This is a genomic window from Raskinella chloraquaticus (SeqCode) (genome assembly GCF_021731865.1).
Lineage (GTDB): Bacteria > Pseudomonadota > Alphaproteobacteria > Rhizobiales > UBA4765 > Raskinella > Raskinella chloraquaticus.
In genome coordinates, this window is record NZ_JAKFWN010000023.1 from 1 (window position 1) to 26,674 (window position 26,674).

The 26,674-nt window shown below is 59.6% G+C and carries 22 protein-coding genes; 7 read left to right on the plus strand and 15 right to left on the minus strand.

The window, feature by feature from the left end:
- A partial coding sequence (locus ACINK1_RS08095) for a 2-hydroxychromene-2-carboxylate isomerase (protein WP_395760066.1) occupies positions 1–587 on the minus strand: 587 nt, incomplete at its 3' end.
- Positions 588–652: 65 nt separating this feature from the next.
- Between ACINK1_RS08095 and ACINK1_RS08100 the strand changes: the two genes are divergently transcribed.
- The 3 genes from ACINK1_RS08100 (at position 653) to ACINK1_RS08110 (ending at position 4,514) form a co-directional block, all read left to right on the plus strand.
- On the plus strand, positions 653–1,726 hold the full coding sequence (locus ACINK1_RS08100) for a tartrate dehydrogenase (protein WP_376802737.1): 1,074 nt from the start codon (positions 653–655) through the stop codon (positions 1,724–1,726).
- Positions 1,723–2,496, plus strand: coding sequence for an enoyl-CoA hydratase (locus ACINK1_RS08105; RefSeq protein WP_376803853.1), 774 nt, complete (start codon positions 1,723–1,725; stop codon positions 2,494–2,496). Before ACINK1_RS08100 ends, ACINK1_RS08105 begins: the two co-directional genes overlap by 4 nt.
- Before the next feature lie 494 nt (positions 2,497–2,990).
- Positions 2,991–4,514 carry a DcaP family trimeric outer membrane transporter gene (locus tag ACINK1_RS08110; protein WP_395760067.1) on the plus strand — a complete coding sequence of 508 codons (1,524 nt, stop codon included), beginning with the start codon at positions 2,991–2,993 and terminating at the stop codon, positions 4,512–4,514.
- A gap of 106 nt (positions 4,515–4,620) precedes the next feature.
- On the opposite strand, the gene ACINK1_RS08115 is transcribed toward ACINK1_RS08110, so the two are convergent.
- The 4 genes from ACINK1_RS08115 to rpoZ form a co-directional block, all read right to left on the minus strand.
- Positions 4,621–5,853 (minus strand): CaiB/BaiF CoA-transferase family protein, encoded by a 1,233-nt coding sequence (locus tag ACINK1_RS08115; protein ID WP_376800553.1) that lies wholly within the window; start codon positions 5,851–5,853, stop codon positions 4,621–4,623.
- Positions 5,854–5,872: 19 nt separating this feature from the next.
- Positions 5,873–8,131, minus strand: coding sequence for a bifunctional (p)ppGpp synthetase/guanosine-3',5'-bis(diphosphate) 3'-pyrophosphohydrolase (locus tag ACINK1_RS08120; RefSeq protein ID WP_376803851.1), 2,259 nt, complete (start codon positions 8,129–8,131; stop codon positions 5,873–5,875).
- Positions 8,132–8,226: 95 nt separating this feature from the next.
- Entirely contained in the window at positions 8,227–8,703 is a 477-nt protein-coding gene (locus ACINK1_RS08125) for a GNAT family N-acetyltransferase (protein ID WP_376801119.1), read from the minus strand.
- Positions 8,690–9,082 (minus strand): DNA-directed RNA polymerase subunit omega, encoded by a 393-nt coding sequence (rpoZ, locus tag ACINK1_RS08130; protein ID WP_376801120.1) that lies wholly within the window; start codon positions 9,080–9,082, stop codon positions 8,690–8,692. Before rpoZ ends, ACINK1_RS08125 begins: the two co-directional genes overlap by 14 nt.
- Before the next feature lie 275 nt (positions 9,083–9,357).
- On the opposite strand from rpoZ, the gene ACINK1_RS08135 reads away from it, so the two are divergent.
- Both ACINK1_RS08135 and ACINK1_RS08140 read left to right on the plus strand, forming a co-directional pair.
- Positions 9,358–9,984, plus strand: a complete 627-nt coding sequence (locus ACINK1_RS08135; RefSeq protein ID WP_376801121.1) for an NYN domain-containing protein — start codon at positions 9,358–9,360, stop codon at positions 9,982–9,984.
- A 21-nt stretch (positions 9,985–10,005) separates the two neighbouring features.
- Positions 10,006–10,644, plus strand: a complete 639-nt coding sequence (locus ACINK1_RS08140; protein ID WP_376801122.1) for a uracil-DNA glycosylase — start codon at positions 10,006–10,008, stop codon at positions 10,642–10,644.
- Here the strand turns inward: ACINK1_RS08140 and ACINK1_RS08145 are convergent.
- The 4 genes from ACINK1_RS08145 to dapA are packed head-to-tail and all read right to left on the minus strand — an operon-like array spanning position 10,641 to position 13,400.
- Positions 10,641–11,429 carry a hypothetical protein gene (locus ACINK1_RS08145; RefSeq protein ID WP_376801123.1) on the minus strand — a complete coding sequence of 263 codons (789 nt, stop codon included), beginning with the start codon at positions 11,427–11,429 and terminating at the stop codon, positions 10,641–10,643. The genes ACINK1_RS08140 and ACINK1_RS08145 overlap by 4 nt on opposite strands.
- Before the next feature lie 23 nt (positions 11,430–11,452).
- Positions 11,453–12,028, minus strand: a complete 576-nt coding sequence (locus ACINK1_RS08150; protein ID WP_376801124.1) for a peroxiredoxin — start codon at positions 12,026–12,028, stop codon at positions 11,453–11,455.
- Positions 12,029–12,031: 3 nt separating this feature from the next.
- Positions 12,032–12,511 (minus strand): SsrA-binding protein SmpB, encoded by a 480-nt coding sequence (smpB, locus tag ACINK1_RS08155; RefSeq protein ID WP_376801125.1) that lies wholly within the window; start codon positions 12,509–12,511, stop codon positions 12,032–12,034.
- A 10-nt stretch (positions 12,512–12,521) separates the two neighbouring features.
- Positions 12,522–13,400, minus strand: coding sequence for a 4-hydroxy-tetrahydrodipicolinate synthase (dapA, locus tag ACINK1_RS08160; protein ID WP_376801126.1), 879 nt, complete (start codon positions 13,398–13,400; stop codon positions 12,522–12,524).
- A gap of 216 nt (positions 13,401–13,616) precedes the next feature.
- Here dapA and ACINK1_RS08165 point away from each other — a divergent pair, with 216 nt between their 5' ends.
- Positions 13,617–15,689 carry a transglycosylase SLT domain-containing protein gene (locus tag ACINK1_RS08165; protein WP_395760075.1) on the plus strand — a complete coding sequence of 691 codons (2,073 nt, stop codon included), beginning with the start codon at positions 13,617–13,619 and terminating at the stop codon, positions 15,687–15,689.
- Between the two features lie 255 nt (positions 15,690–15,944).
- Here the strand turns inward: ACINK1_RS08165 and ACINK1_RS08170 are convergent, their stop codons facing one another.
- The 6 genes from ACINK1_RS08170 to ACINK1_RS08195 all read right to left on the minus strand — a co-directional run bounded on the left by ACINK1_RS08170 (position 15,945) and on the right by ACINK1_RS08195 (position 26,274).
- Positions 15,945–17,477, minus strand: coding sequence for a porin (locus ACINK1_RS08170; protein WP_395760068.1), 1,533 nt, complete (start codon positions 17,475–17,477; stop codon positions 15,945–15,947).
- A 781-nt stretch (positions 17,478–18,258) separates the two neighbouring features.
- Positions 18,259–19,227 (minus strand): hypothetical protein, encoded by a 969-nt coding sequence (locus ACINK1_RS08175; RefSeq protein ID WP_395760069.1) that lies wholly within the window; start codon positions 19,225–19,227, stop codon positions 18,259–18,261.
- Positions 19,228–19,273: 46 nt separating this feature from the next.
- Complete coding sequence (locus tag ACINK1_RS08180; RefSeq protein WP_395760070.1) at positions 19,274–21,175, minus strand: OmpA family protein; 1,902 nt, start codon at positions 21,173–21,175, stop codon at positions 19,274–19,276.
- Between the two features lie 180 nt (positions 21,176–21,355).
- On the minus strand, positions 21,356–22,846 hold the full coding sequence (locus tag ACINK1_RS08185; protein WP_395760071.1) for a porin: 1,491 nt from the start codon (positions 22,844–22,846) through the stop codon (positions 21,356–21,358).
- A 753-nt stretch (positions 22,847–23,599) separates the two neighbouring features.
- Positions 23,600–25,243 carry a porin gene (locus ACINK1_RS08190; RefSeq protein WP_395760072.1) on the minus strand — a complete coding sequence of 548 codons (1,644 nt, stop codon included), beginning with the start codon at positions 25,241–25,243 and terminating at the stop codon, positions 23,600–23,602.
- Between the two features lie 305 nt (positions 25,244–25,548).
- Positions 25,549–26,274, minus strand: coding sequence for a ribonuclease activity regulator RraA (locus ACINK1_RS08195; RefSeq protein WP_395760073.1), 726 nt, complete (start codon positions 26,272–26,274; stop codon positions 25,549–25,551).
- Positions 26,275–26,430: 156 nt separating this feature from the next.
- Here ACINK1_RS08195 and ACINK1_RS08200 point away from each other — a divergent pair.
- Positions 26,431–26,674: hypothetical protein (locus ACINK1_RS08200; RefSeq protein WP_395760074.1), on the plus strand; the 244-nt coding region annotated here is incomplete at its 3' end.

The following is a 26,674-nucleotide window of genomic DNA, read 5'->3' on the forward strand; positions in this document are numbered from 1 at the left end:
AAGAACGGCTCGCCGCTCAAAACAAAAGTCGGCACGCCCCAATGGCCAGCCGCGCGGAGCGCTGCATCATTGTCGGCAAGTATCTGCTCATGGCGCTCGGGCTCGGCGAGGATTGCCGCGTCAAGGCGGACAAGATCGAGCCCGGCGCGCTGTGCGGCTTGGGCCAGATGATCACTCTCGTGCCAGTTATCCGTCCGGCCCTCCCACAGCAGCCGCGACACCTCATCAGCGAAAGCCATGCCGCGGCCTGCCTCAACGGCCGCAATACCAAGCCGGCTGAGGCGCAGCATCAGCGGCTGCTCGGGCGCAATCTCCAGCGTCTCCATATTCTGGATGATCGGATCGGGCACCGGGCGGCGGAATGGCAGGCCGAGATATTCGGCCACGCGGAGGCAGTCGCGCATGAAGTATGGCCGCGACAGCGGGTTCATGGCGCGAAAATAGGCGGGGTTGCGGATCGCGGCGGGATGAACCACGCGCAGCGCGACAGCAACGTCATAATCACGCGCCAGTGACAGCGCCCGTTTGGTAACAAAATAGGAATAGGGGCTGCGAAACGACCAATAGAGATCAAGCTGCAAAGTCATCTTGTTCCTCCCTGCCCCGGCATGCTTAGCATAGCGCCGAACGGAATGAGGAAGCGAGAAGCAAGATGGCAACCAATCGTGTGTATCGGATCGCCGTCATCCCCGGGGATGGCATCGGCAAGGAGGTGGTGCCGGAAGGGGTCCGCATCCTTGAGAAGGCAGCGAAAGCCTTTGGCTTCGAGTTGAAACTCGACTGGTTCGATTTCGCCTCCTGCGATTATTACGCCAGGCACGGGCGCATGATGCCGGAGGACTGGAAAGAGCATATCGGGCGCCACGACGCGATTTTCTTCGGCGCGGTCGGCTGGCCGGCAACCGTGCCTGACCATATCTCGCTGTGGGGTTCGCTTATCCTCTTCCGGCGTGAATTTGATCAATACGTCAATCTGCGCCCGGTGCGCCTGATGCCGGGCGTCAACTCGCCGCTCTCGGGCCGCAAGCCCGGCGATATCGATTTCTATGTGGTGCGCGAGAATACCGAGGGGGAATATTCCTCGATCGGCGGGCGCATGTTCCCTGATACGGCCCGCGAATTCGTGGTGCAGGAAACGGTGATGACGCGCCACGGCGTGGACCGGGTCCTGAAATATGCCTTTGAACTGGCCCAGCGGCGCGGCAAGAAGCATCTGACGTCGGCCACCAAATCAAACGGCATCTCGATCACCATGCCCTATTGGGACGAGCGGGTGGAGGCGATGGCGAAGACCTACCCGGACGTACGCACCGACCGCTTTCACATCGACATTCTGAGCGCCCATTTTGTCCTGCATCCGGACTGGTTCGATGTGGTGGTGGCCTCGAACCTCTTTGGCGACATCCTGTCCGACCTTGGCCCGGCCTGTACGGGGACGATTGGCATCGCGCCTTCCGGCAATATCAACCCCGAGAGGGATTTTCCCTCGACCTTCGAGCCGGTTCATGGTTCCGCCCCAGATATCGCCGGCAAGGGCATCGCCAATCCCGTCGGCCAGATCTGGTCGGCTGCCATGATGCTCGACCATCTGGGCGAGCGCGAGGCGGCGCAGGCGATCGAGGCTGCCATTGAGCGGGTGCTGGCCGATCCGATGCGCCGGACCGGTGATCTTGGCGGCAAAGCTGATACGCTCACCTGCGGCAAGGCGGTGGAGAGCGAGCTGTGAGCGGGCATATCCTTTTCTCGATCGAGGGTGCGGTTGCCACAATCACCATCAACCGCCCGCAAGCGCGCAACGCGTTCACGCTTGATATGTACCGTGAGCTCAAGCAGCGCGTCGACATGGCAAGCGCCGATCATCAGCTGCGCGCGCTCATCCTCACCGGCGCCGGCAACGAGGCGTTCGCAGCCGGGACGGACATCGGCGAATTCCGCTCGTTTGCCTCGCCCGACGATGCGGTTGCCTATGAGGATTTCATCGACGAGGTGCTGGGCAGCATCGAGCGTTGCCGCCTGCCGACGATTGCCGTCATCGCTGGCGCCTGCACGGGCGGCGGGGCAGCGATCGCGGCGCGCTGCGACATGCGGATCGCCGGCGACAATCTGCGCTTCGGCTTTCCCATCGCCCGCACGCTCGGCAATTGCCTGTCAGCTGAAAACCTCGGACAATTGGCGGGCCTCGTCGGGCCGCAGAGGGTCATTGACATGATCTTTACCGCCCGCCTCATCGAAGCGGCGGAAGCCTTGTCGATCGGGCTCGTCAGCGAGGTCATCGCCAAAGAGGATCTGGCCCGGCGCGGCATGGCACTTGCGACGCGCATTGCCGGGCATGCGCCGCTGACGCTTTATGCCACGAAGGAGGGGCTGCGCCGCGTCCGCGTTGGCGAAGGTGTGTCGGACCGCGATCTGGTGCGACTGTGCTATGGCAGCGGCGATTTTCGTGAAGGCATGGACGCTTTTCTTACCAAGCGAGCGGCGCATTGGCAGGGGCGGTGATCAACCCCAAAGGAGTTGATTCTGGAAATCTGCGTCGTCCGGTTCGCTTTGCCACCCTCGGCGGGCGCCAGACTGTGTTGAATATGTGACAGTCGCACTGAAAGCGTACATGCACACATATGTGAACGCCAGACAGGCTGATCAGGGCAAATAGCGCTGATTTCAAGAAATTACGGCTATTTTGCCAGTGACGAGCGAGAACTGATGGAAATCTGACGTTTTGTTGGAGGCTAATTGCGATTTTGTCTCATTCCATCGTGATTTTCGCCAGGAGCACCCCATTGATTTCCCTTAAGGAAGGTTAAAAACCGGTGACTTGTGCGTTGCTGAAATAGTTCCTAGCCTCGTTTTCGGGTCGAGCAATCAACCTAAAAATTGGTTCCTCCGAAGAGGCAGGGAGTGGAAATATGACAAGATTGAGGTCAGACGCGGGTCATTGCTCGCGGACTGTTGAGGCCAGAAAGAAATTGATTTCGCAATGCCGGTCGGCATGGATGGCGAGCGCGGTTGCAGCCGCCATCATCGCCCTGCCCGGCAGTCTGGTGGGTGCCGGCCAGGCGCGTGCGGCAACGACGCAGGAAGAACTGGTCAGGCTGCTCAAAGAGCAAAGCGCGGAGCTGAAGAAGCTCAAGCAGGAAGTTGATGCGCTGAAGAAGCAGCGTTCAGCACCGCAAGTGGCGGCGCCAGCACGCAGTGCCCCGCATGGTGGCCGGACCAGCGATGGTTTTGTATCCAAATCGGAAGGGCCTGACAGCTTCGTTGGCACGCTGCTCGATCGCTTCGTTGAAAGAGGCACGCGTCCAAAGAGCTGGCGTCTGCCGGGAACCGACATTGATCTGAGCGTTAATGGCTTCGCCAAGCTCGATTTTATCTCGCGCCTCAAGGGTGAATTCAACGGCACGCTTGATTCATTGCCAACCAATGCGATCGCCATTGATTCACGCGGTACGGCACCAGCCAACCGCTTTCACGCTCGTGAAAGCCGTATCGGCTTTGTCGCCACCAAACAGACAGATTTCGGGCTGGCCAATGTTCAAATTGAAGGCGATTTCTTCAGCCCCTTCTTTGGATCGCAGTTGGTGTCAAACCGTGATGGGTTCAGCTTGCGTCACGCCAAGGTCGAGATCGGCCCATTACTCGCCGGGCAGTTCTGGGGCACTTTCGCTGATCCCTCAACGATTGCTGAAACCCTCGATTTCCAGGGCACGCCTGGCTACACCTTTATCCGCCAGGCTCAAATCCGTTACACGCACACGTTTTCCAAGGGCGTGACCCTAGCGTTTGCTGCGGAAAATCCTGAGACCAGCATTGTTGTAAATAACAATGTTGCTCCGATCAACGGTATCAACCAGAACGTGACCGTCGTTCAAACCCGCGACAATAACATTCCAGATTTCGTTATTCGCGGGCGTGTGGAAGACTCATGGGGCCATGTTCAGCTTGGCCTTCTGTTGCGCAGTATTTCGGGCGAGAATTTTGCCGGCGGCAATCTTCTTCCCACCCTTTCTATCGGTTCCAATCCGAACATCCCCCCCACCGGTACGGGTCGCGGCAATGGCTTTGGGGTCGCAGGAAGCATCCATGCGAAGTTCAATCTTCCCGGTCTTGGCTCGAAGGAATCGGCACGCACCGATTTCATCGCTTTCCAGTTCCTCTACGGTTCCGGCCTTGGCCGTTATCTGCAGGACTCGGCTGGCGTGAGTGGCGAAGCAACCATCAATCCGATTACCGGGCGGCTTGAATTGCTCACCTCCTATGGTGGTTACGTGACCTTCCAGCACCAGTGGTCCGAGAATCTGCGGTCGAACTTTACCTTCTCGCTCGCCGAGTATGAGAACCCTGCCTACCTCAACCGCAATGCTTATCGCGGAGCGACGTACGCCTCGGGCAACCTCATCTGGACGGTGGTCAAGGATTTCGATCTCGGTGCTGAACTCCAGTATGGTGAGCGCATCAATCAGAGCGGTCGCCGCGGCGACGTGCTGCATGTACAAACCTCGGCGAAGTTCAGCTTCTGAACGATTACTCGTGGTTTGAATTCAACCGGCGGAGGAAACTCCGCCGGTTTTTTTATGTAAGCCATGGCCCAGCGTCGCCTGCACCATCACAGGCCAATTTCGACGATCAGATAACGCCTTTGGCCGTCAAGGCAGCGATTTCCTGGTCGTCCAATCCCAGTTCGCCGGCCAATATGTCGTGGTTGGCGGCTCCCAGCGCCCCGCCCGGAAAGCGGATAGAGCCGGGTGTCTGGGAGAAGCGCGGCATAACGCCTGGCATTGCCAATTTACCGATCCCTTCCACCTCGACCTCAACGATCGCCTGCCTTTCGCGGAAATGCGGGTCGGCGGCGACGTCTGCGGCATCGTAAATCGGCCCGCACGGGACATCGGCTGCAATCAATCGCTCGATCAGCTCCTGGCGCGTCAGCGTTGCGGTCCAGCCACCGATCAGGGCGTCGAGCACCGCCTGATGCTCGCCACGCGCCTCGTGATGGGAAAAGCGAGGATCATCGCCAAGTGCCGGCTGACCCATGGCGGTGGCCAGACGCCTGAACAGCGGATCAGAATTGGCGGCAATGACGAGCCATTTCGTGTCAGCACAGGGGTAGATGTTGGAGGGCGCGAAGCCTGGTGCCGCCAGGCCCGATCGCTCTCTGACCTTGCCGGTCGCGCTCCACTCAGGAATGATGCCTTCACTGATGCCCAGCGCCGCCTCGGTAAGCGCAACATCTATCACCTGCCCCCGCCCTGTCTGATCGCGAACACGAAGCGCGGCAAGGACGCCAAGCGCCGCATAAAGGCCGGCAACGCTGTCGGCCAGCGACAGGCCGGAGCGCGTTGGCGGGCGGTCGGGGTAGCCGCTGATGATCCGCAGGCCCGCCATGGCTTCGGCGACCGCAGCAAAACCGGGGCGCGCCGCATAAGGCCCCGTCTGCCCAAACCCTGACACGCGGGCGATGATCAGCCGCTGATTGTCAGCTTGCAGCAATTCGGGCGCGAGGCCAAAGCCCTCCAGCGTTCCGGGTTTGAAATTCTCGATCAGCACATCGGCGCTGGCGATCACCCGCCGGGCCAGCGCCGCGCCGTCAGCCTGGCGCAGATCGATCGACAAAGAGCGCTTGTTGCGGGCCATGACCGGCCACCACAGCGATTTGCCGTCTTTCCTGGCAACCCCCCAGCGGCGCAGCGGGTCGCCCTGCCCTGGTGCTTCGATCTTGAGAATATCAGCGCCAAGGTCACCCAGAAGCTGGCCGCAGAAAGGACCGGCGATGAAAGCGCCCAGCTCGACGATACGGATGCCATCCAGCGGCGCGCTCAAGCCGTTGGTCGCCGGTGCATGGGGCGGGTCATCGGTCATCGGCCATCATGATCCTGTGTTATTCGCTGATACGGCGCACCCGGCTGATCGTTTTTTTCGTTTTCAGCTGAGCGATGATGGCGTTGAGGTGCTTCAGATCCCAGACCTCGATCTCAATCGCGATATCGGTTGATTCAGGCGAGCGGCGCGACATCTTCAGATTATCGATGTTGCCATCGTTTTCGGCGATCACCTGCGTCACCTGCGCCAGGCTGCCGGGCTCATTGATGGTCGTGAGTTCAAGACGCGCGGGAAAGCGCATGTCCTGATCAGCATCAAGGTTCCACTGCACATCGAGCCAGCGCTCCGGCTGATCCTCGAACGCCTTCAAGGCGGCGGCGTGGATGGGGTAGATGACGATGCCCTCATCAGGCATCAAAATGCCAACGATGCGGTCCCCTGGCAGGGCCCCGCCATTTGGTGAAAAGCGGATCGGCAAATCAGATTTCAGACCGCGTATCGGCAATGCCACGCCGTTTTTGGCTTTACCGCCAGCCAGCCGGAACATGATGCCAGAGCGGGCGCGGCCTAGAATCCAGCCTTCGCTGTCGGCCTTGCGGCGTAGCGGTTGTTTCACCCCCGCCCGCTCGTCGCGCCAGTCCGGGTAGACGGCCTTGATGACGTCGATGTCCTTCATCTCGTTGCGACCGACAGCGGCCAGCACGTCTTCGACGGAGGCGCGTGCCAGCCGCTTCAGCACTGCCTCAAGCTTGTCGTCGGCAAATTCCTTGCCGGCGCGGGCGAAGGCCCCCTGCAAAATCAAGCGGCCGAAGCCCGCATATTGATTGCGCACCGCAGTGCGGGTGGCGCGACGGATCTCGTAGCGCGCCTTGCCGGTGACGGCGATATTTTCCCACGCCGCCGGTGGTACCTGGGCCTTGGAGCGGATGATCTCCACCTCATCGCCATTGCTCAGCTTGCTGGTCAGCGTCGACAGGGAGCCGTTGATCTTGCACCCCACGCATTGATTGCCGACATCGGTATGAACCGCATAGGCAAAGTCGATAGCAGTGGCGCCACGCGGCAGCGGGATGAGGGCGCCCTTGGGGGTGAGGCAGAAAACCTGATCATGGAACAGCTCAAGCTTGGTGTGTTCGAGGAATTCTTCCGGCGATGAGCCCACCGCCAGACGCTCGACCGTTCGACGCAACCATTCATAGGCGCGGCTCTCCGCCGACAGCCTGACATGGCCCTGCTCATCGCGGGCGACAAATGAACCGTCCTTGTAAAGCGCGTGGGCGGCAATGCCGTATTCGGCGATCAGGTTCATGTCCTTCGTGCGGATCTGCATTTCGATCCGCTGGCCACCCGGGCCGATGACGGTGGTATGGATCGAGCGGTAATCATTCGATTTGGGAGTTGAGATGTAATCCTTGATGCGCCCCGGCACGACCGAATATGCGGTGTGCAGGGCGCCGAGCGCGCGATAACAATCCTCTACCGTCTCGACCACCACGCGAAAACCATAGATGTCGGAAAGCTGTTCGAATTCAATCGCCTTGCGTTCCGTCTTGCGATGGATCGAGTATGGCGCCTTCTGACGTCCGCTCACCCGGGCATCGATCGCCTTGTTGCGCAAGGTGGCTTCAATCTCGCGCTCGATGGTCGCCACGAAGTCGCCATTGCCGACCCGCGATACCCCCATATGATCGAGCTTGTGGCGCAGGGCTTCCAAGCGCTCGACGATGAGCTGATGCTTTTCCGGGGACAGTGTTTTGAACGCGAGGTCTTCAAGTTCCTCCCGCATCGCCTGCATGCCCATGCGGCCGGCCAAAGGGGCGTAGATATCGTTGGTTTCCTCAGCGATACGCTGGCGCTTTTCCGGCTTCACATAATGAAGCGTGCGCATGTTGTGCAGGCGGTCCGCCAATTTCACCAGAAGGACGCGGATATCAGAGACGATGGCGAGCAGCAGCTTGCGCAGATTTTCCGCCTGGGCTGCCTCCTTGACCACAAGGTCAAGCTTTTTGAGCTTGGTGAGGCCGGCGACCAGCTCCGCGATGTCATGACCGAACAGACGTTCGACCTCCTCGCGGGTTACGCTCGTATCCTCGATCACATCATGAAGCAGGGCAGCGACGATGGTCGAGGTGTCGACCTTCAGATCCGTCAGGATGGCGGCGACTTCGAGCGGGTGTGTGAAATAGGGATCGCCCGATGCGCGCGTCTGATTGCCATGCGCCTTCATGGCGTAGACATAGGCCTTGTTCAGGATGTTTTCGTCGACATCGGGATTGTAGCGCGTCACCCGTTCCACGAGTTCGAACTGACGCATCATGTGCGTTACTGCCTTTGCCGCCAAATCACAGAAATATTCGTCAGAATGCTATCCGACAAGGCAAGGCTGCAAGGAAAACTTACAGCACTGCATCACTATTGCGCATTGCGTTCACATAGCGATTTTTTGAACCAAATCTGAGAATGACCCGGTGGATAATCTGGCAGTTCGCCAAATATTTCATAGCCGCGAGCGATGTAAAACGCGGGCGCCTGGAACGAATAAGTATAAAGACGCGCCTGGGAACAGCCACGTTTGCGGGCTTCCGTTTCCGCCATGTCGAGAATGTGCGAGCCTGCCCCGCCGATCGACCTGATTTCTTCGGGAAGCCAGAAACAATCGAGGTAAAGTGCACCCCAATTGGTGTATCCCGTGACACCGCCGAGCGTCCTGCCCGTCTCGTTGCGCACGAAGATGCATAAAGGACGCTTGTCGTAGGCAAGCGAGCCCTTTTCATTGAACAATATGAGATTTTCCTCGACGAGGCTGATGTCAGCGCGGTCGGGGGCGTCCGTCAGATCGAAGGTGACACCGGGAAAATGTTCCGGCGAGAGCGGATTATTCGCGCTCATCATCATCGCTGGAGGAGGCTTCGGGTGCCACCAGATTTTCCAGACCGCGCAGCAGATCTTCCTCGCTCATGCGATCAAAAGCGATATCGGGATCATCACCCTTGCTGCCACCAGCAAGCAGCGGCACGATTTCGGGTTCCGGCTCATCGACTTCAACGTATTTTTGCAACGAATGAATCAACTCTTCGCGCAAATCGGTCGGGCGCAGATGTTCATCGGCGATCTCGCGCAAGGCAACCACCGGATTCTTGTCATTGTCGCGGTCGACCAGCAAAGCCGAGCCCGATGCCAGGGTACGGGCGCGATGGGCCGCCAAAAGCACCAGCTCAAAGCGGTTTTCGACCTTGTCGATGCAATCTTCGACAGTAACGCGCGCCATGGGAGGCCTTCCTTGCGATGAATGTGCGGGGACAAGCTGTGTCCTACTCTGGACACGCGGTTAATGCAAGGTGCTTGAAAAACATTGCGGTTAGAAAAAATTCATTAATCGACTCAAAGCGGTGGCTCGATCTATTTGTCCCATGATGATGAGCCTCGCGCCGTCGACGCGTGATGACGGGAAATTCATCGCCCCAATGAGTGCCAATCCGTGCGCGTGATGATATCTAGGGTCGATCTATTTCTATTCAGACTCATTTCGCAGGAGCACGCATAATGATAAAATTCTATCCCAATGAACGTATCGCCGTCTTTATTGATGGTGCAAATCTGTACGCAACCGCCAAGGCGCTGGGTTTTGATATCGATTATAAGAAACTCTTGACAAAATTTTCAAATAATTACCATCTTATTCGAGCAAATTACTACACGGCGATCGCAGAAAGTGAAGAATATTCATCAATCCGTCCATTGATCGATTGGCTTGACTATAACGGTTTTACGATCGTCACAAAGCCGATCAAGGAATTTTATGATTCCATGGGCCGTCGCAAGGTCAAAGGCTCGATGGACATCGAATTGGCGATCGATGCCATGGCGATGGCTGATCATATCGACCATATGGTGTTGTTTTCAGGCGATGGTGACTTCAAACGCCTGGCGGAGGCGATGCAACGCAAGGGCAAGCGGGTCACTGTGATCTCAACCATTTCGACGCATCCGCCCATGGTCGCTGATGAATTACGCCGCCAGGCGGACCAGTTTGTCGATCTGACCGAGCTGGCGGGAGAAATTTGCCGGCCGGCGAGTGATCGCGCGCCGGTCGACCGCATGGTGCGCGAGAGCGCGCAGCGCCGGGAAACACGCGCAGCAATCAACGCCGATGTTGATGGCGATATCTGACGGTTCGCGCGGATTTTGGAGATGACACATCGAGATGAGCCGGCCAGGGATTGTGCGCTATGTCCCCGGCTCACCACCTTCCGCAACGCCAATATTGATAATGAACCAGGCTGGCATAATGCGCCGGTGGCGAGCTTCGGGCCACAAAATGCGCGCCTGCTGATCGTTGGCCTGGCGCCGGGCCTGCGCGGCGCCAACCGCACGGGCCGTCCCTTCACCGGCGATTATGCAGGCGATCTGCTCTATGCGACGCTTGCCAAGTTCGGATTTTCCGCGGGACATTTCCGCGCCGATCCGCAGGACGGGTTGGCGCTCGTCGATGCCCGTATCACCAATGCCGTGCGGTGCGTGCCGCCAGCCAATAAACCCCTGCCGGAAGAGATTACGACCTGCCGGAGCTTTCTCAGCGCCACGCTGACAGCGATGCCGCGGCTGACATCGCTGCTGGCGCTCGGACGCATTGCGCATGAGAGTGTGCTGAAGGCGGTCGGCGCCCCTGCCCGGCTCCATCCCTTCGCCCATAACGCAAGACACCGGCTCGGCAGTTTCACCCTTTATGACAGCTATCACTGCTCGCGCTACAACACCAATACCGGTCGGCTGACGGCGCCCATGTTTGAAGCGGTCTTTGCTGCCATCCGTCGCGATCTGGCGGCTTAAGCGCGAGCGCGCCAGCCCATCCACATCAGCACCGACAAGGCGTAGATAACGGGTATCAGAAAAAGCAGCACCAGCCCGAGCGTCAGATGATCGCGGCTCGAACAGATATATAGGGCCAGCATGCCGCCGATAAAGCCGATCAGCATGAAAAGGCTTTGAATCATGGCACTGGCGACCAGCCCGCCTCCCAGACGGCGATGCATCAGCAGCATGAAGCTGAAATAGGTTGTTGGAAACAGCAAGGCACTGCCTGTCGCAACCGGGCCAATCCAGTCCGACAGCGAGACAATCGTCACCACAATCGTCGCCACCAGACAGGCACGCACGGGTACATCATACCAGCGTCGCGCCACCGTCTGATGCGGTGGCCCGCGTCGCCACGACCAGGTCGCCCATAAGATGACAGGATAGGTGATGGCCAAGGCGAGAGCGGCTGCAAAAAGCGTGGGTGGCAACAGATGCAGCAGAAGCGTGACGGCCAGCCAGACAACGCCACCCACCGCCAAGGCCGGCACCACATCCATGCCGCGACGCGCGAAGGCGGCGTAAATCACAACCAACACCGCTGTCGAGATATTCACTGGAAGTCCGGCGAGACTGGCGCTCGCCAGAAACGCCGCATCATGCTGAAGGGCGAGCAGGAGGTAGCCTGGGCCGGCGGACACCGGCAGCGCCAGGATCATGGCGGCGATGGCCGGCCGGGTCCGCTCGGCAATGGTGGACGCCAGGACAACGGTGCCGGCAGTCGCGATGGCCTTGAGAGCAAGCGCCAGCCCGGCGACCATGCGACGTTATCCCGGGTCAAGCGCTAAAGGGCGGGACGGCTGAAATAGGCCAGCACGTCGGCAGCGTTCCGGTCGGGCGGGAACACCGGGTAAAAAACCTTGTCGACACGGCCCTCGACCAGCACGAGCGCCAAGCGTTTCAGCAGGGTCATCCCGGCAACCTCCATCGTCGGCAGACGCCAGGCACGGGCCAGGGTCAGCGCTTCGTCCGAGAGAACCGGAAAGGGAACATGCAGGCGCTCGACCATCTCGCGCTGATAGGCCGCACTTTGGGTCGATAATCCAAACACCCTGGCGCCAAGGTTTGAGAAGTCGTTATTGAGATCACGGAAAGCGCAGGTTTGCGGCGTGCAGCCGCGAGCGCCGGGGATCATATCCCAATCATCGGTCAGGCCGATTTTGCCAGGCTCACCGGTGCGTGGATAAGCGAAGACGACGACTTTGCCGCCAACACGCGACAGATCGATGCTGGTGCCATTGGTTGCGGCCAGAGCAATGGACGGCGCCATGCTGCCGGCAAGATGGCCGGCAAGCCCGTCATCCTCGGGCGCAGGAATTTTCGACCAGTCGACCTCAAGAAGATTCTTTTGTTGCGCCACGTCCTACCCCTTGTCGCGCATGAGGCGCGCTTTGTCGCGTTGCCAGTCTCTTGCCTTTTCGGTGTCACGCTTGTCGTGCAGTTTCTTGCCGCGCGCCAGTGCCACCTCGACCTTCGCCCGCCCGCGCGGGTTGAAGTAGAGCTTGAGCGGCACGATGGTCATGCCTTCACGCTCAACGGCTTGCGCCAGCTTGTCGATCTGGCGCCGCGACAGCAGAAGTTTGCGCGGTCGCCGTCGTTCATGATTGAACTGATGCGCCTTGTCGTATTCGGGAATGTCGGCATTGACGAGCCACAGCTCGCCCGCCTTTGGCGAGGCATACGACTCGGCGATGGTGATTTTGCCGCCACGCAATGATTTGACTTCAGTGCCGGAAAGCATGATGCCGGCCTCGAAGGTTTCGCTGATCTCGAAATTAAATCGTGCCTTGCGATTTTCCGCGATCAGGCGTTGCGCAGCGCGCCGTTCCTCGGCGCTTGCCATGGGCGTTCCTTCAGTTGATGAGGCCGGCGGCAACCATGGCAGATTTTACCGCTTCGCGCGCCATCGGCGAGGCGGCAACGAGCGGCAACCTCACCGCATCGCTGCTCTTGCCGAGGAGGGAGGCGCCGTATTTAACCGGCGCCGGGCTTGATTCGATGAACAACGCCTTGTGGAGCGGCATGAGGCGATCCTGAAGCGCAAGAGCCTTCACGTGGTCGCCCGCAAGGCTTGCCGCCTGGAATTCAGCGCACAGGCGCGGCGCGATGTTCGATGTCACCGAGATGCAGCCATGGCCGCCATGAGCGTTGAACCCGAGCGCGGTGCCGTCCTCGGCCGAGAACTGCACAAAATCCGCCCCGCAGGCCAGCCGCTGCTCGGTCACCCGCGCCATGTTGGAGGTTGCATCCTTCACGCCGGCGATATTCTTCAACCGGGAAAGGCGCGCCATGGTCTCAACCGACATGTCGACAGCCGAGCGGCCGGGTATGTTGTAGATATAGATCGGGATACCAACGGCATCGTTGATCGTCTTATAGTGTTGATAGAGGCCTTCCTGGGTCGGGCGATTATAGTAGGGCACGACGACAAGAAGCGCGTCGGCACCTGCCTTCTCGGCATGGCGGGCAAAGTCGACCGCCTCATCCGTCGAGTTTGAGCCAGCACCCGCCATCACCGGCACGCGGCCCCTGGCCACGCCGATTGCCAGTTCAACGACGCGCTTGTGCTCGTCATGCGACAGGGTCGGGCTTTCGCCGGTGGTGCCGACAGGAACCAGCCCGTTCGTCCCCTCGCTGATCTGCCAGTCGCAGAAGCTCTCGAAGGCTTTCTCATCGATCCCGCCATTCCTGAACGGCGTGATGAGGGCTGTGAAGGAGCCGCGAAAGCGCATGGAACCGAACCTTGTGTACTGTGAATGAAGCCGGACAGCGACCATAAGCGAAAACATGTCGATCCCGCAACAATAAGGCAGATCGCAAAATTTACCGCCGCAGCGCAGCCTTATTCAGGTGACAAACGGATTTTCAACCAAGCCTTAAGCATTTTAGCAACCCTTAGGCCTTTATTGTTGCGTTTGAGGTTCGCCACAGAGGCGGTAGAGGTGAGCATGGTCTGTCGTAGCGCTCTTTCGCTGGTGTTTTCCATCCGCTGGTACGGCATTGCGATATTGGCAGTGACGAGCGGATTGGCGGCGACCTATCCCGCGCGGTCCCAGGCCCAGGTGACGGGCAGCATACCGAGCCCCGGTGCGGCGCTGGGCTCATCGGGCGATCTGTCGTTGTTACGCGAAGCGATTTCCCGCGCCGAGGCCGGCGATGGGGCAGCTGCGAGTGCCAAGGCAGAGCGGCTGGCGGACCCGGTCGCGCGCACATTGGTCGAATGGTTCATCCTGCGCTCAGGGACTGACGGCATCAGCGCCAACCGCGTCAGCCGCTTCCTGGCGGCAAACCCCGGATGGCCGGCCGAGAAGACGCTGCGAGCGCGCGCCGAGGCGGCGCTTCTGAGCGAGCAGAACAGCCCCGACGATATCATCGCCTTCTTCCGCAATGGGGAGCCGCGCACCGGACCTGGCCGGGTCGTGCTGGCAGACGCGTTGCGCCAGCGCGGGCAAAACGACAAGGCGCAAGCGCTGGTGCGCGAAGCCTGGCGCAATAATGCCATTTCATCCGCGCTCGAGCGCTTTGTGCGCGAGCGCATGCCCGGTGTTGTGACGCGGGCTGACGACAAGGCGCGGATGAACCGCCTCTTTTATCAGGAGGACGCCGGCGACGGGCTGGCGATTGGCGAGCGGCTGGGCGGAGGTGATCTGGCGCTGGCGCGTGCGCGCGCAGCCGTCATCCGCAAGGCGCCCAATGCGCCGGCGCTTCTCGATGCCGTTCCGGCCGAATTGCATCGCGATCCCGCCTATCTTTTTGCGCGCGCCCAATGGCTGCGCCGTCAGGACAAGCCGCGCGAGGCGGCGCAGTTTCTTCACACAGCACCGCGCGATCCGCGCCTGCTGATCGATGCGGAAGAATGGTGGATCGAGCGGCGCATCATCGCCCGCAAGCTGCTGGATGAGGGCGAGCCGCGCGAGGCCTACCGGGTGGCCGCCGGGCATGGTTCGCGCAAGGACACGGATATCATCGAAGCTGAATTTCACGCTGGCTGGATCGCGCTGCGCTATCTCAAAGACGCGGCGACGGCAGATCGTCATTTCGCCATGATGCAGAAGGAAGCGAGCCGCAAGATTTCAGTTGCGCGTGCCCATTACTGGCGGGCCCGCGCCAAGGAAGCGCTGGGCGATGAGGGCGCGGCGCGGCAGCATTACGAGGTTGCGGCCCGCCACGCAACGACCTTCTACGGGCAACTCGCGATGGCCAAACTCGGGCGCCAGACCCTTCAGCTCGTCAATACACCTCAGGCCGATGAGGGCAAGCGGGCGCAATTCAATCGGCGCCCCACGGTGCGTGCGATCCGCCTGCTGGCGGCGGCGGGTCTTGTTGACAAGGCGCGCCCCTTCTTTGTCGACGCTGGCGATGAGTGGACGGATGCGGCCGAGCTTGGCCTGCTCGCCAGGCTTGCGGGCGAACTGGGACAGGTCAAATTCCAGCTTGCGGTTGGCAAGCAGGCGGTTCAGCGCGACATGCCGCTTGATACCTATGCCTACCCGACCAACGGGGTTCCTCAAAGTCCGGCGCTCGGCCCCAAGGTGGAGCGGGCGGTGGTGCTTGGCCTGTCGCGTCAGGAATCGACCTTCGATCCGAAGATCCGCTCTTCCGCCGGTGCTGTCGGTCTCATGCAGATGCTGCCCGCGAGCGCAGCGCAAACAGCCCGCAAATACGGTGTTGGCTGGAAGCCTGGCCAGATTACCGACCCTGTCTATAACTCTCAGCTCGGCACGGCCTATCTCGGTGATGACATCGCCAGTTTCAACGGTTCCTATATCCTCGCCTTTGCCGCCTATAATGCCGGGCGGCGGCGCGCCAATGAGTGGATCGCCAAATATGGCGATCCACGCGATCCGTCGGTTGATGCGATCGACTGGATCGAACGCATTCCCTTCAGTGAAACGCGAAACTACGTCATGCGGGTGATGGAGAATGTGCAGGTCTACCGGGCCCGCCTCGGCCAGCCACGCCTGCTGATCGACAGCGATCTGAAGCGCAATGGTGGTGTTGCAACCGCTCAGACGGAATGAAGCGACAACACCGCGGACGGGGTATCATGGGGGTTAGCCGCGTGCGGGATTTGCCAGCATGGCGTTGCCTCGTCGGCCAGCGCCCTGCCCGTTCACATCATCCCATCCCCATCATATCGCCCGAGATGGCGTTGACAGACGGAGCAGCGATGGCGCGGCGAAACGGGTGATCGTCGCGCGAATGCTACACCGAGAGCGCGAAAAAAAATGGCCCGGCAATGCCGGGCCATTTATCGTTGAACATAGAGCTCTGGTTCAGAACGCGCGCTGGATACGCAGTGCGCCGCCGGCATTACTATCCTTGGCCGACCCCAGTGCGCCAACGCCCAAGGCTGCCGCACCTGTGGCGCCGCCAGCAAAGAAGCCATAGGTCGCCTCTTGGTAGAACAGCTCAAGGCTCACATCAAAGTTGCGAACTGGAGACCAGGAAAGCTGGGTATTGATACCCCAGCCATCACGCAGCAGCGCAACATTCGAGCCAAAATTCGCGCCGGGGCGTCCACCAAGGCTGAAATAGCTACCCGCGATGACCGAACGGAGCGCTGGTGTCCAGAAATGGTTGAACGCGCCGAAAAGCGAGAAGCCGGTAATAGTCGAAAGCGTATTGTCGTTGGTTCCGCCACCGTTAGCAAAGTAGCTGCGGTTGAGGTTGACGTGACCGAGATAATTGGTCGCTCCCTCGGCGTAGGTTGCTTTGACCAGGAAGAAATCACCCTTGGCGAGCGTCGGCAAATTGACGTTGATACCACCGGTTACCGCCCAGCCCACGCGGTTGGCAGTACAGACGGCACCAAGAGCCACCGCTGAGTTACAAGTCGTATTGGCGAAGCGGTTTTGAGTGACGGCAGCGGCGATCTGTGCCGTACCCCAACTTTGAGCAAGGCGAATATTGCCGACGAGATCAGGCAACTGAATCGAACGACGCACCCAGGTGTCGCCGCCACCGATAATCAGCTGTGCGTTGCTGCCGCCAATGCTTCCGTTCTTCGATCCGGCTTCTTCCGCCGAGATGGTTGCTGACCAGCCATTACCCAGAGAAGCGGTATAAGCCAGAACAGGATCGCGCTGTGTACGGCTGCCGATGTAGTTAAATGAGCCGCTCGGGTAATTGTCGAAATTGAAGAAGGAATCCGTCACGCCGGCCGTGATCGGGCCAAACTGAACGAAGCCGTAACGGACCTGCAAGGGAGTGCCGTTGCGCGCAGAGTTGTTCGTGTCAGACGCAAACTCGAAGAAGGAGCGGAGGATACCAAACTGCGTCTTGGTGCGGGCATCAAAGCGCAGAACGGAACGAATGCCGCTTACATACTGATCGTTGGCCTCGGCGTTGCCGAAGATCACAGTGTTAGCGCCACGACCCGTCGCCTGCGTTGTGCCGTAAAAACTGTAATTTGCCGCGTTTGCTGCCGCTGTCCCGGCCGTGCTGAACGCCTGGGCACCCGTTCCACCGCCAACGGCAACGCCGTTTGCCGTCAAGCCGGTGTTAAGGTTCGTCGGGTTCAGAAGAGTAGGCGTTATGATTTCCGCCGCACCACCGTTACGACCGACGGTGATAACGTTGCTCGTGTTCTGGCCCTGATAGAAAAAATACGCGCGCACATAACCCGAGACGCGCAGGCAGGTATCATTGCTGCCCGGAATGAAGAAGTATCCGGCGCCATAGGCGTCACAGATTTTCACGTACTCGACTGGCTCGGCTGCGGCCAGATCGGCAGCCCGCACAGCGGCGGTGCCTGACAGAAGCGAACTGGCCAAAGCCGCCAATCCAAATAATTTCCAGTTACTCATCAAGTCCCCCTATCGCCACTCGCGGCGTTTTGACCGAGCGTATGTCCCTCATTCATATGACCGATAGATGACTGCCCGATAGAGGACCTGGGGCAATTTCGATCGTCGCCACACGAACAATTACCAACCGGATATCACAGCGAACCGAGATCGGCTAGCCAAGCATTCGAATGAGTGAATTTTACGGTTTTCAATTTCCCTTACGGAACTTAAAAATGTAAATTATTTCCCTTACGGAACTTAAAAATGTAAATTATAGTATTATAAATTATCTTGTTAATATTCTGACATAATTCGATTATGTGAATGGATACACTTCATTTTTTTAAAATATAAATTAGGTAATACATATATTTTTTTATAATTTATAAATATGTACAATTGCGTTACATATATTTGACTATAATTTACTTATAAAAAAATTGAATATTTTTTGTGCATTTGAAAAATGAACGGGCGCCGCCGCGTGCTGACAAAACTTGCTTCTGTCATGACATTTTCGTGTTTATCGCCAGAGTAAAAACGATCTAAAAATGTTGCAGAAAAACCACAAAAAACGAGACAAAATCGCCGGGCAAAACGCTATGGCGGCGCCAGCTGCTGCCAGCCATCGGCACTCATGCAGATGGCGTTTACAGGGAATCGGGATTGGCTCTTGTCCGGGTGATTTTGTATGCCGTTATCGGAAAACCCAGACCTCGTTTTCCGCAGCATGCCCGACGCCGAATCGTGTCGGCAATCGGCTACCTCTGACGTGGCCAGACCTGATTGACGAGGGGTTTCAGGAACTCGTCGGGACCTTGCCAGCTTTCACACGCTTGGAAAATTCCGTGTCGCCGCCGGATGCGAGCTGTTTGGCCTGGCTTATCCATTTTTCGCGCTGAATGCGGCCGGGAAACGACAAATGGCTGTTGACCCATTTGGCGTGCGCGGGTGTCCATGCGCCGATTTGTGAAAAATGGAAAATACCAAGCTCGTTCAGCTTGCCCTCATTGACACGGCCAATGCCGCTGATGCGTTTGAGATCGTCTTTCTTGCCGCTATCCGGCATCGGCAAGCCCGGCGGGCGGGCAGCGATAATTGATTCATCGGTGTCATCGAACTCATCGCCAGCATCAGCGCTGTCCGGCGCCGGCGGCGGCTTCATGATCGCCGCTGGTGCTGGCGTGGGCGCCATGGCCGCTGGCGTCGGGGAGGCCGGTGGCGCGACTGCAGACGTCGCTTTCCCTTGCCCCATTTCGCCCGCCATCTCTGTGCCGGGGTTGGAAAACAACACAGGTGCGGTTGGAAACGGCGTGGCGCCTGATGGCGGCGGCATGCTTGCAGCGGGCGCGGGTTTCGCAGCCATCCCGGTGGCAACGCCGACAGGGCCGGGCGTTGTCGCCATTTCCGGCGTGGCAGCCATCACCGCAGCTGCCATCGGCTTTGCGGCTGGCATGGGCATGGGCGCAGCGAGTGGCGCAGCGGCGGTGGCGGATGTCCCGAGCACCATGCCCAGCAGCCAGGCAATGAGGCAGCCGACAATATAGGCCAGGACCAGCAGCATCCAGATGTCCCACCACAGGCCGGCCTTGCCGCGCATCACCTGCGTATAGGCCACCAAACCACCAGCGATGAGGATTGCTGTGCCTGTCCCGATCACGGAACGATGCAATTCGCGCGATGAGAGGGCGGCCCACCAGCCAAATGCCATGCCCAAAACCAGAGCAAGCACCACATAGAGCCATAACTGACCAAACAGATAGACCATCGCTTACCTCACTTGCCCTGACCTCAATTGGCTGGCCGCCAGTCTTTCAGTAGAGCCGGAACTCGATGCGCCGGTTCTGTGCCCGGCCGTCAGCCGTATCGTTGGGTGCAATCGGTCGGGTATCGCCGAAGCCGGCTGCGGTCAGCCGCTCAGGCGCAATGCCGGCATCAATCAGCCATTCGACGACCGCCAGCGCCCGCGCCTCGCTCAATTCCCGGTTTTCATCAGGATCGCCCTGATTATCGGTATGGCCGGAAATCTCCAGCCTGGCCTCGGTGCAGCGCATCAGGCTGTCAGCAACTGCCTTGAGGCGCGCTTCCGATGAGCGCGACAGATCAGCAATGCCGGTAGCGAAATTGATGACGCCTGAGCGAATGGTCGCATCAAGATCGCTTTGGCAGCGATGCGGCGGTGGCGGGGGAGCCGGCTGAGGCGCGGTCAGCATCGCGGTTATCTTAAGGGCGTCGCTAGCGAGAGCCGCAATGCCCGCCATGATTTCATCGCGGATGGCAGGCGAAGGCGCGTGGCCGCTCAGGCTTATGCCAGAGGCATTCAGCGTCAGCCTGCCATGTTCGAGGCGGGCCAGAAAATCCAGGCCCTTTTCAATTTTGTCAGCCATCAATGCCGGTATATCGCCACCCGTCGTGGTTTCATCGACGATCGTTCCGCTGCCAAATAGCCGGCCGGCCGCCTGCTTGAGAGCAGGTGTGGCGATACCGGTGATGACAAGCTGGCCGGGCGTGCGTACCGCCTCCCACGCCAATGGCACCACGACGGGAAGCGGCGGCGGCGCAATCGCAACCGGCGGCGCCGGCAGCACGGGTAGTGGCGGCGGCACGGGTGGCGGCGGCGCTACGATCTGCGGCGGCGGCACGGCAGGAAATACCGGTTCCGCAGCATCAGCAGGGGGCGGAAAGAGATTATCGACCGGTGGTGTTTCGGGAATCGTCAGCGCCACCCGCCCGAGAGACAATCCCGGCGGGAGTTTAGCGAGAGCGGCGAGGATCTGCTCGCGCTCAAAGACGCCAGGTGCGAGGCCAGCCAGGCTCACCACCCCATCGCTGATCGACAACGTGCCATCGCGCAAGCGCATTAACTGGGTGAGTAATGTGGATCGATTATCAGCCCACGCGGCGTCGAGCGCCGCCGGGCTGGCGAATTGCAACGCCTGCGTCACGGATATCGTAGCGAAACGGTTGCGCATATCAGCCAGCAGGCTGTCACGGGCGGCAAATGACGGCACAAGACCGGCGAGCGTGAGAGACTGGCCCTCCTTGCGGGCAGAAAACACATAAGGTGTGACAGTAGGCGGCGATATCGCGACGCTCGTCAGCGTGACACCGGCTGGCAATTTCGTCAGCACATCCTGAAGCCCGGCGAAGGCTGCGGGCGATGCGGCAACACCTTCGATCGTCAGCGCCTTATCACTGGCACTGACAGAGCCCGCAGAAAGATTTGCAATCACATCCTCGGCGAAGTTCTGCATGGCGCCGAGATTATCCGGCGCGCCAGCGGCCAGACGTGTTGTATCTGCCACTTTGAGGGTCGGGAAATAGGTGGAAAAAAGGCTAGAGAAAGCCAACCGGTTCGCTTCTGAGGGGATTGACCCGGACAACGACAGATCGTTCGCCTGCCGCCCGAGTTTCCATTCATAAGGCGATTGGCGGGCGAGGATGCCGGTGGCGACGTCGATGCGGCGCACGCCTGGCAGTGCATCGACCGCCTTGACCAGAGCGTCGCGCGCCTCGGCGCTGGGCGCGTTACCGGTCAGGCGCACATCACGGCCAATAACGGCCGTGCTTGCCCATCCATCGCCGGCCGACGATGCAATCTTCTGTGATCTCATCGCAATATCCGCCGACAAGCGATCACCATCACGAACGAAAGCGAGCCCACCCACGCCGGTAACAACGGCCAAGCCGACAATGACGCGCAACAATGCCTGCACGGTGTCTCTCCTTCGTCGGCGCCTCAATTGCGGCACCCGTTATGAAATACGATCAAGGGCAGGATGAGCTGTCAAGCGCAATGCAGCCAGCGCGATGATGATGACAATGATGTGAGCGCAAAAGAAAAGTCCCGGCGGTTGCCCGCCGGGACTGATCAGAGTTGTGATCTTAAAGCGAGATCAGAACGAGCGCTGGACGCGGAAGAAGCCGCCCCAGCCATTGTCGTTCACGCTGCCGATGACGCGGTTGCCGAGAACGGCGCCGTTACCGAAGGCGTTGAAGCTTGCGTCCTGATAGAACACCTCGACACCGACATCGAAGCCGCGGACCGGAGTCCAGAACAGCTGACCGGCAATCTGCCAGGCTTCACGCAGGTTAACCGTGTTCGCGCCAAAATTGGTGGCAGGATTGCGACCAAGGCGCGTATAGCTTCCGATGATCGAGGCGCGGATCGCCGGGGTGAAGAAGTGGTTGAATTCACCCACAGCTGCCCAACCGGTGCGCGCCGTCACGGTGCCGACACCATTCGCATTGCCGAAATAGCTCTGCGAGTTGACGTTGCCAAGGTAGCTCAGTGCACCCTCGGCGTAGGTGCCGTGGATGAGGAACGTATCACCCTTGGCAATCGCCGGCAGGTTGATCTGCACACCGCCGCTCACAGCCCAGCCAACCCGATTGGCCGTGCAAGTTGCGCCGAACGCGAAGGGAGCCGTACAGGCCGTGTTGGCGAAGCGATACTGGGCAATCGCGCCGCTGATCTGGGCAGTACCCCAGCTCTGGGCAACGCGAATGTTGGCAATACCGTCAGGAAGCTGGACCGAACGACGGACCCAGGCACCCGAATTCACCAGGTTGGAGGTTGAACCGCCAATACCACCGGTGACGCCCGATTCCTCAGCCGACAGGGTGACCGACACGCCATTGCCGAGCGAGGCGGTGTAAGCCAGGACCGGAAGACGCTGCGAGCGGTCGCCGAGAGGCGACAGGAAGGCGTTCGTCGTTTCGAAGTTGAAGAACGAATCCGTGATACCGGCCGTCAGCGGGCCGAACTGCACGAAACCGTAGCGAACCTGTAGCGGCGTGCCGTTGCGGGCAGCGTTGCTGGAGGCGGCCGCGAATTCGAAGAACGAGCGGAGCAGGCCCCATTCGGTCTTGGTGCGGGCATCAAAGCGCAGGAGGGCGCGGATACCGGAGACATACTGGTCGCTGGTTTCTGCATTACCGAAGAGAACGTAATTGGCACCAAGACCATTCAGGCGGGCGGTGGCGGCGGCGTTACCGCCGGCAGCTGCCTGCAGCGCGATGTCGTTACCAACGGCGCCGTAATTGCCGTAGGTGATGGCGTTGTTGGTTGCATTGCCAACAATGCCCCCAGTTCCCAGAACGCCGCCCGCATTGACGATCACCGGGTTGACGATGTCGCCAGCGCCGTTACCGAAACCGGTCGAGCTCTGGTTCTGGTTGCGGCCCTGATAGGCGAAATAGGCGCGCACATAACCCGAAATACGAAGGCAGGTGTCGCTGCTGCCCGGGATGAAGAAATAGCCGGCGCCGTAGGCGTCGCAAATCTTCACATATTCTACTGGCTCAGCTGCTGCGAGATCCGCTGCCTGGGCCGAAAAGGACCCAGCGAACAGTGCCGCAGTACCGAGAAGAAGGCTCTTGACCATCTTCATTGAATGACCTCCAAAAATAGCTTCGGAACAGGTTCGGTGCCAGGCGTTCAACACGCGCAGGCACCTATCCCCACTCCCTGATAAAACGTCCGCTTTGATGTACCGGTGATCAATGCACAGCGAGTGTGTCTTGAGCACGGATTTCCCAAAGCAGACATGGGAAGCGACTTCCCAAGGCGGCCGTCGCTGCATTCACCATATGAATTGCGCCGCTCAACGCAATCGCTACTTGTCCTAACGGACTGTCACCGCGTCACTTGCGCGGTCAGTGTTGCTTGGAAACAACGATTTCGGGTCCATCGAGGCCGGTTGACGTTGATCGTTAATTTTTACTTACCAATTTGAAATAAAAAGACAAACTTGCGCGTAGAAGAAATTTCTTTAAAAATAACCGCCATTTCGCCCTCCTTGCGGGGCGTCGCGAAACGGCGGGGGCAGAACATCACTCGATATCCAACGGCTGAAAAACGCGTGGGTATCAGCATTATTGCCCATTCGATGAGCATACCGATTCTATCCCGATGATACGGGGCAGCTCGGCCCTATGCGGCTCGCCGCTCCTGACGCGAGCGCCCAGCGCCCGAAAAATCAGCGTCTATGTCGCCTTACGCGCTCATGCCGTGCATGTCGTGATGCGTCCAGACCGCCAGATGCTCCGCCGCCAAGGCAACGCCTCGGCGCTGTCGATATAAAAAATCCCGGCGGTTGCCCGCCGGGACTGATCAGAGTTGTGATCTTAAAGCGAGATCAGAACGAGCGCTGGACGCGGAAGAAGCCACCCCAGCCAGCGTCGTTGACGCTGCCGATGACGCGGTTGCCGAGAGCAGCGCCACCGCCGAAGGCATTGAAGCTGAGGTCCTGATAGAACAACTCAACACCGACGTCGAAGCCGCGAACCGGCGTCCAGAACAGCTGACCGGCAATCTGCCAGGCTTCACGCAGGTTAACCGTGCTCGCGCCGAAATTTGCACCGCCCGGATTGCGCCCAAGGCGGGTGTAGCTGCCGACGATGGAAGAGCGGATGGCTGGTGTGAAGAAGTGGTTGAATTCACCCAGAACCGCAAAGCCTGTACGCGCAGTGACCGTACCAGACGCGTTGGAATTGCCGAAATAGCTCTGCGTGGTCACGTTGCCAAGATAGTGCAGGGCACCTTCAGAATAGCTGGCGCGGACGACGAACGTATCACCCTTGGCGATTGCCGGAAGGTTGATCTGTACGCCCGTGGCGATAGCCCAACCGACTTTGTTGGCCGTGCAAGTTGCGCCGAGGGCGAAAGTCGCCGTACAGGCCGTGTTGGCGAAGCGGAACTGGCCTACCGCACCACTGATCTGCGCTGTACCCCAGCTCTGGGCAACGCGAATGTTGGCGACGCCGTCAGGCAATTGCACTGCACGACGCTGCCAGTTGCCGGCATTGATCAACAGGCCCGTCGTTGTGCTACCGATCGGAAGAGCAGCGAAGGCAATGCTCGAATCGTCGGCCGCCAGGGTGACGGAAACGCCATTGCCGAGCGATGCTGTGTAGGCCAGCGTCGGAACACGGCGCGTCTGATCGCCAAACGCAGACAAGAAGAGGTTTGTCGCCGTCGTGTTGAAGAATGATTCCGTCACACCGGCGGTGATCGGACCAAACTGAACGAAGCCGAAGCGAACCTGCACGGGGGTGCCGTTACGGGCAGCGTTGCTGGTTGCAGCCGCGAATTCGAAGAAGGAGCGGAGCACACCCCATTCGGTCTTGGTGCGGGCATCAAAGCGCAGGAGTGCACGGATACCGGAGACGTATTGATCGCTGGTTTCTGCATTGGCGCGGAGAATGTAATTCGGCCCCAGAGCGTTCAGCCGGGCGGTGGCGGCGGCGTTACCACCGGCAGCGGCCTGCAGAGCGATATCGTTACCGATGGCGCCGTAATTGTTGTAATTCACCAGATTGAGATTATTGCTCGTGTTCGTTCCCACGGCCGTTACGCCGGGAACATTGGCAACAATACCAGCGGCACCTAAAACACCACCGGCATTCACAATCACCGGATTGATGGTTGAGGTCGCCGCGCTATCGATCTGGGTGCTGCTGTTACTCTGGTTGCGGCCCTGATAGGCAACAAAGGAGCGCACATATCCCGAGATGCGCAGGCAGGTGTCTGAGCTGCCGGGAATAAAGAAATAGCCGGCGCCGTAGGCGTCGCAGATCTTCACATATTCAACCGGCTCAGCGGCGGCGAGGTCTGCCGCCTGGGCCGAGAACGACCCGGCGACCAGAGCCGCTGAGCCGAGCAGAAGGCTTCTAACCATTTTCATGAATTCATCCCCAAAAGTTAATAAGGAAAGCAGAGAGTACCGTGGTTGAAGAGGCGCGCTGCCGATGCAAAAGATGCTCGAGTGAACCCGCCCCATCAGATAAGAGATGCGATGATTGAATCAATTAATCTGCCTGTAATCTGCCTGAGCAACCGAAACCGGGCGGTTTCGACGCTGAATTGCGACTTCGTTCCGCCTTGTGACATGATTGTCACAAAACCGTCTCGCATATGAGTTGGCGCTGCCGGTCGCGAGACGTTGATCCGCCCGTTTTTAAGGCAATTGGCCAATCTTTTGGCTTACTTTACGTCATCTTGACGGTCGCGGCGTGTGATTGCGCGGCAGGACGAATCGTCCGTCACAAACGCTTTGATGTGAGGTCTGGCATAACGCCGAACGCGTCAACGCTGCTGCCCCGCCTTCCACGCTTCATAGCGCGCTTTTGTCTCTGAATCGGGGGGGTAAAGTCCGGGCAGACGATGGCCGGCTTCCACCTCGCCCATGATCCAGCCTTCCAGGCGCTCCTGCTCGACACTAAGGTCAGCCACCGCTTCCACCAGCGCGGCGGGGATGACGACCGCGCCGTCACGGTCGGCAACAATGACGTCGTTGGGGAAAATGGCCGCCCCACCGCACGCAATCGGCTCCTGCCAGCCGACAAAGGTGAGGCTGCTGACGGAGGCCGGCGCTGCGACGCCTGTCGCCCAGACCGGCAGACGGGATGATTCGACCCCTGCCGCGTCGCGCATGACACCATCGGTGATGAGGGCTGACACGCCGCGCTTTTTCATGCGAAGCGCCAGAATGTCACCGAAAATTCCGGCATCGCGAACCCCCATGGCGTCAGCAACGGCAATCACACCTTCCGGCATGTCTTCAATCGCCGCCCGCGTGGAGCGCGGAGACGACCATGAGTCCGGTGTCGCCAGATCCTCACGCAAGGGCACAAAGCGCAGCGTGAAGGCGCGGCCGACCGCGCGGTGACTGGCGGCAAAAAGCGGCATGGGCCCGCGCAGCCATGAGCGGCGTATGCCCTTTTTAAGCATGATCGTCGTCAAGGTGGCGGTCGAGACGCTTTCGAGCCGCTCTTTGAGGGCTGGATCAAGGGAAGTCACGGTCACACTCATCGCCAAGGCTCCTGCGGTTTGGCGCTACCTGTGCGAAGTTGCGACGGGCTGTCAACGTCATGGCAGCGCGTGGCCTGATCGTTGCGACATCTGGTTGCGACCTTGGTCGGGCGAGCCGTTTTGCTCCATCACGGCGCAGTTGAGGGAGTGCAATCCATGAACCGGCTGAAAATGACACGCCTGACTGTGCCAGTTGTGCTTGCGCTTGTGTCGGGCGCGATGCTCACCGACGTCAGTGCCGATGGCTACCGCAGCGCTCCGCCACAAGCGGTCGACGTCGAGGTCAGGGAGTGGAGCACCCCTTACACTCTCGACATCCCGGCCGACCTTGGCAGAGGGCGGCAGGGCGGGCACTTGCTCACCTACGCGCCTGCCTACGGGCAGGGCCCTGGCACCATCC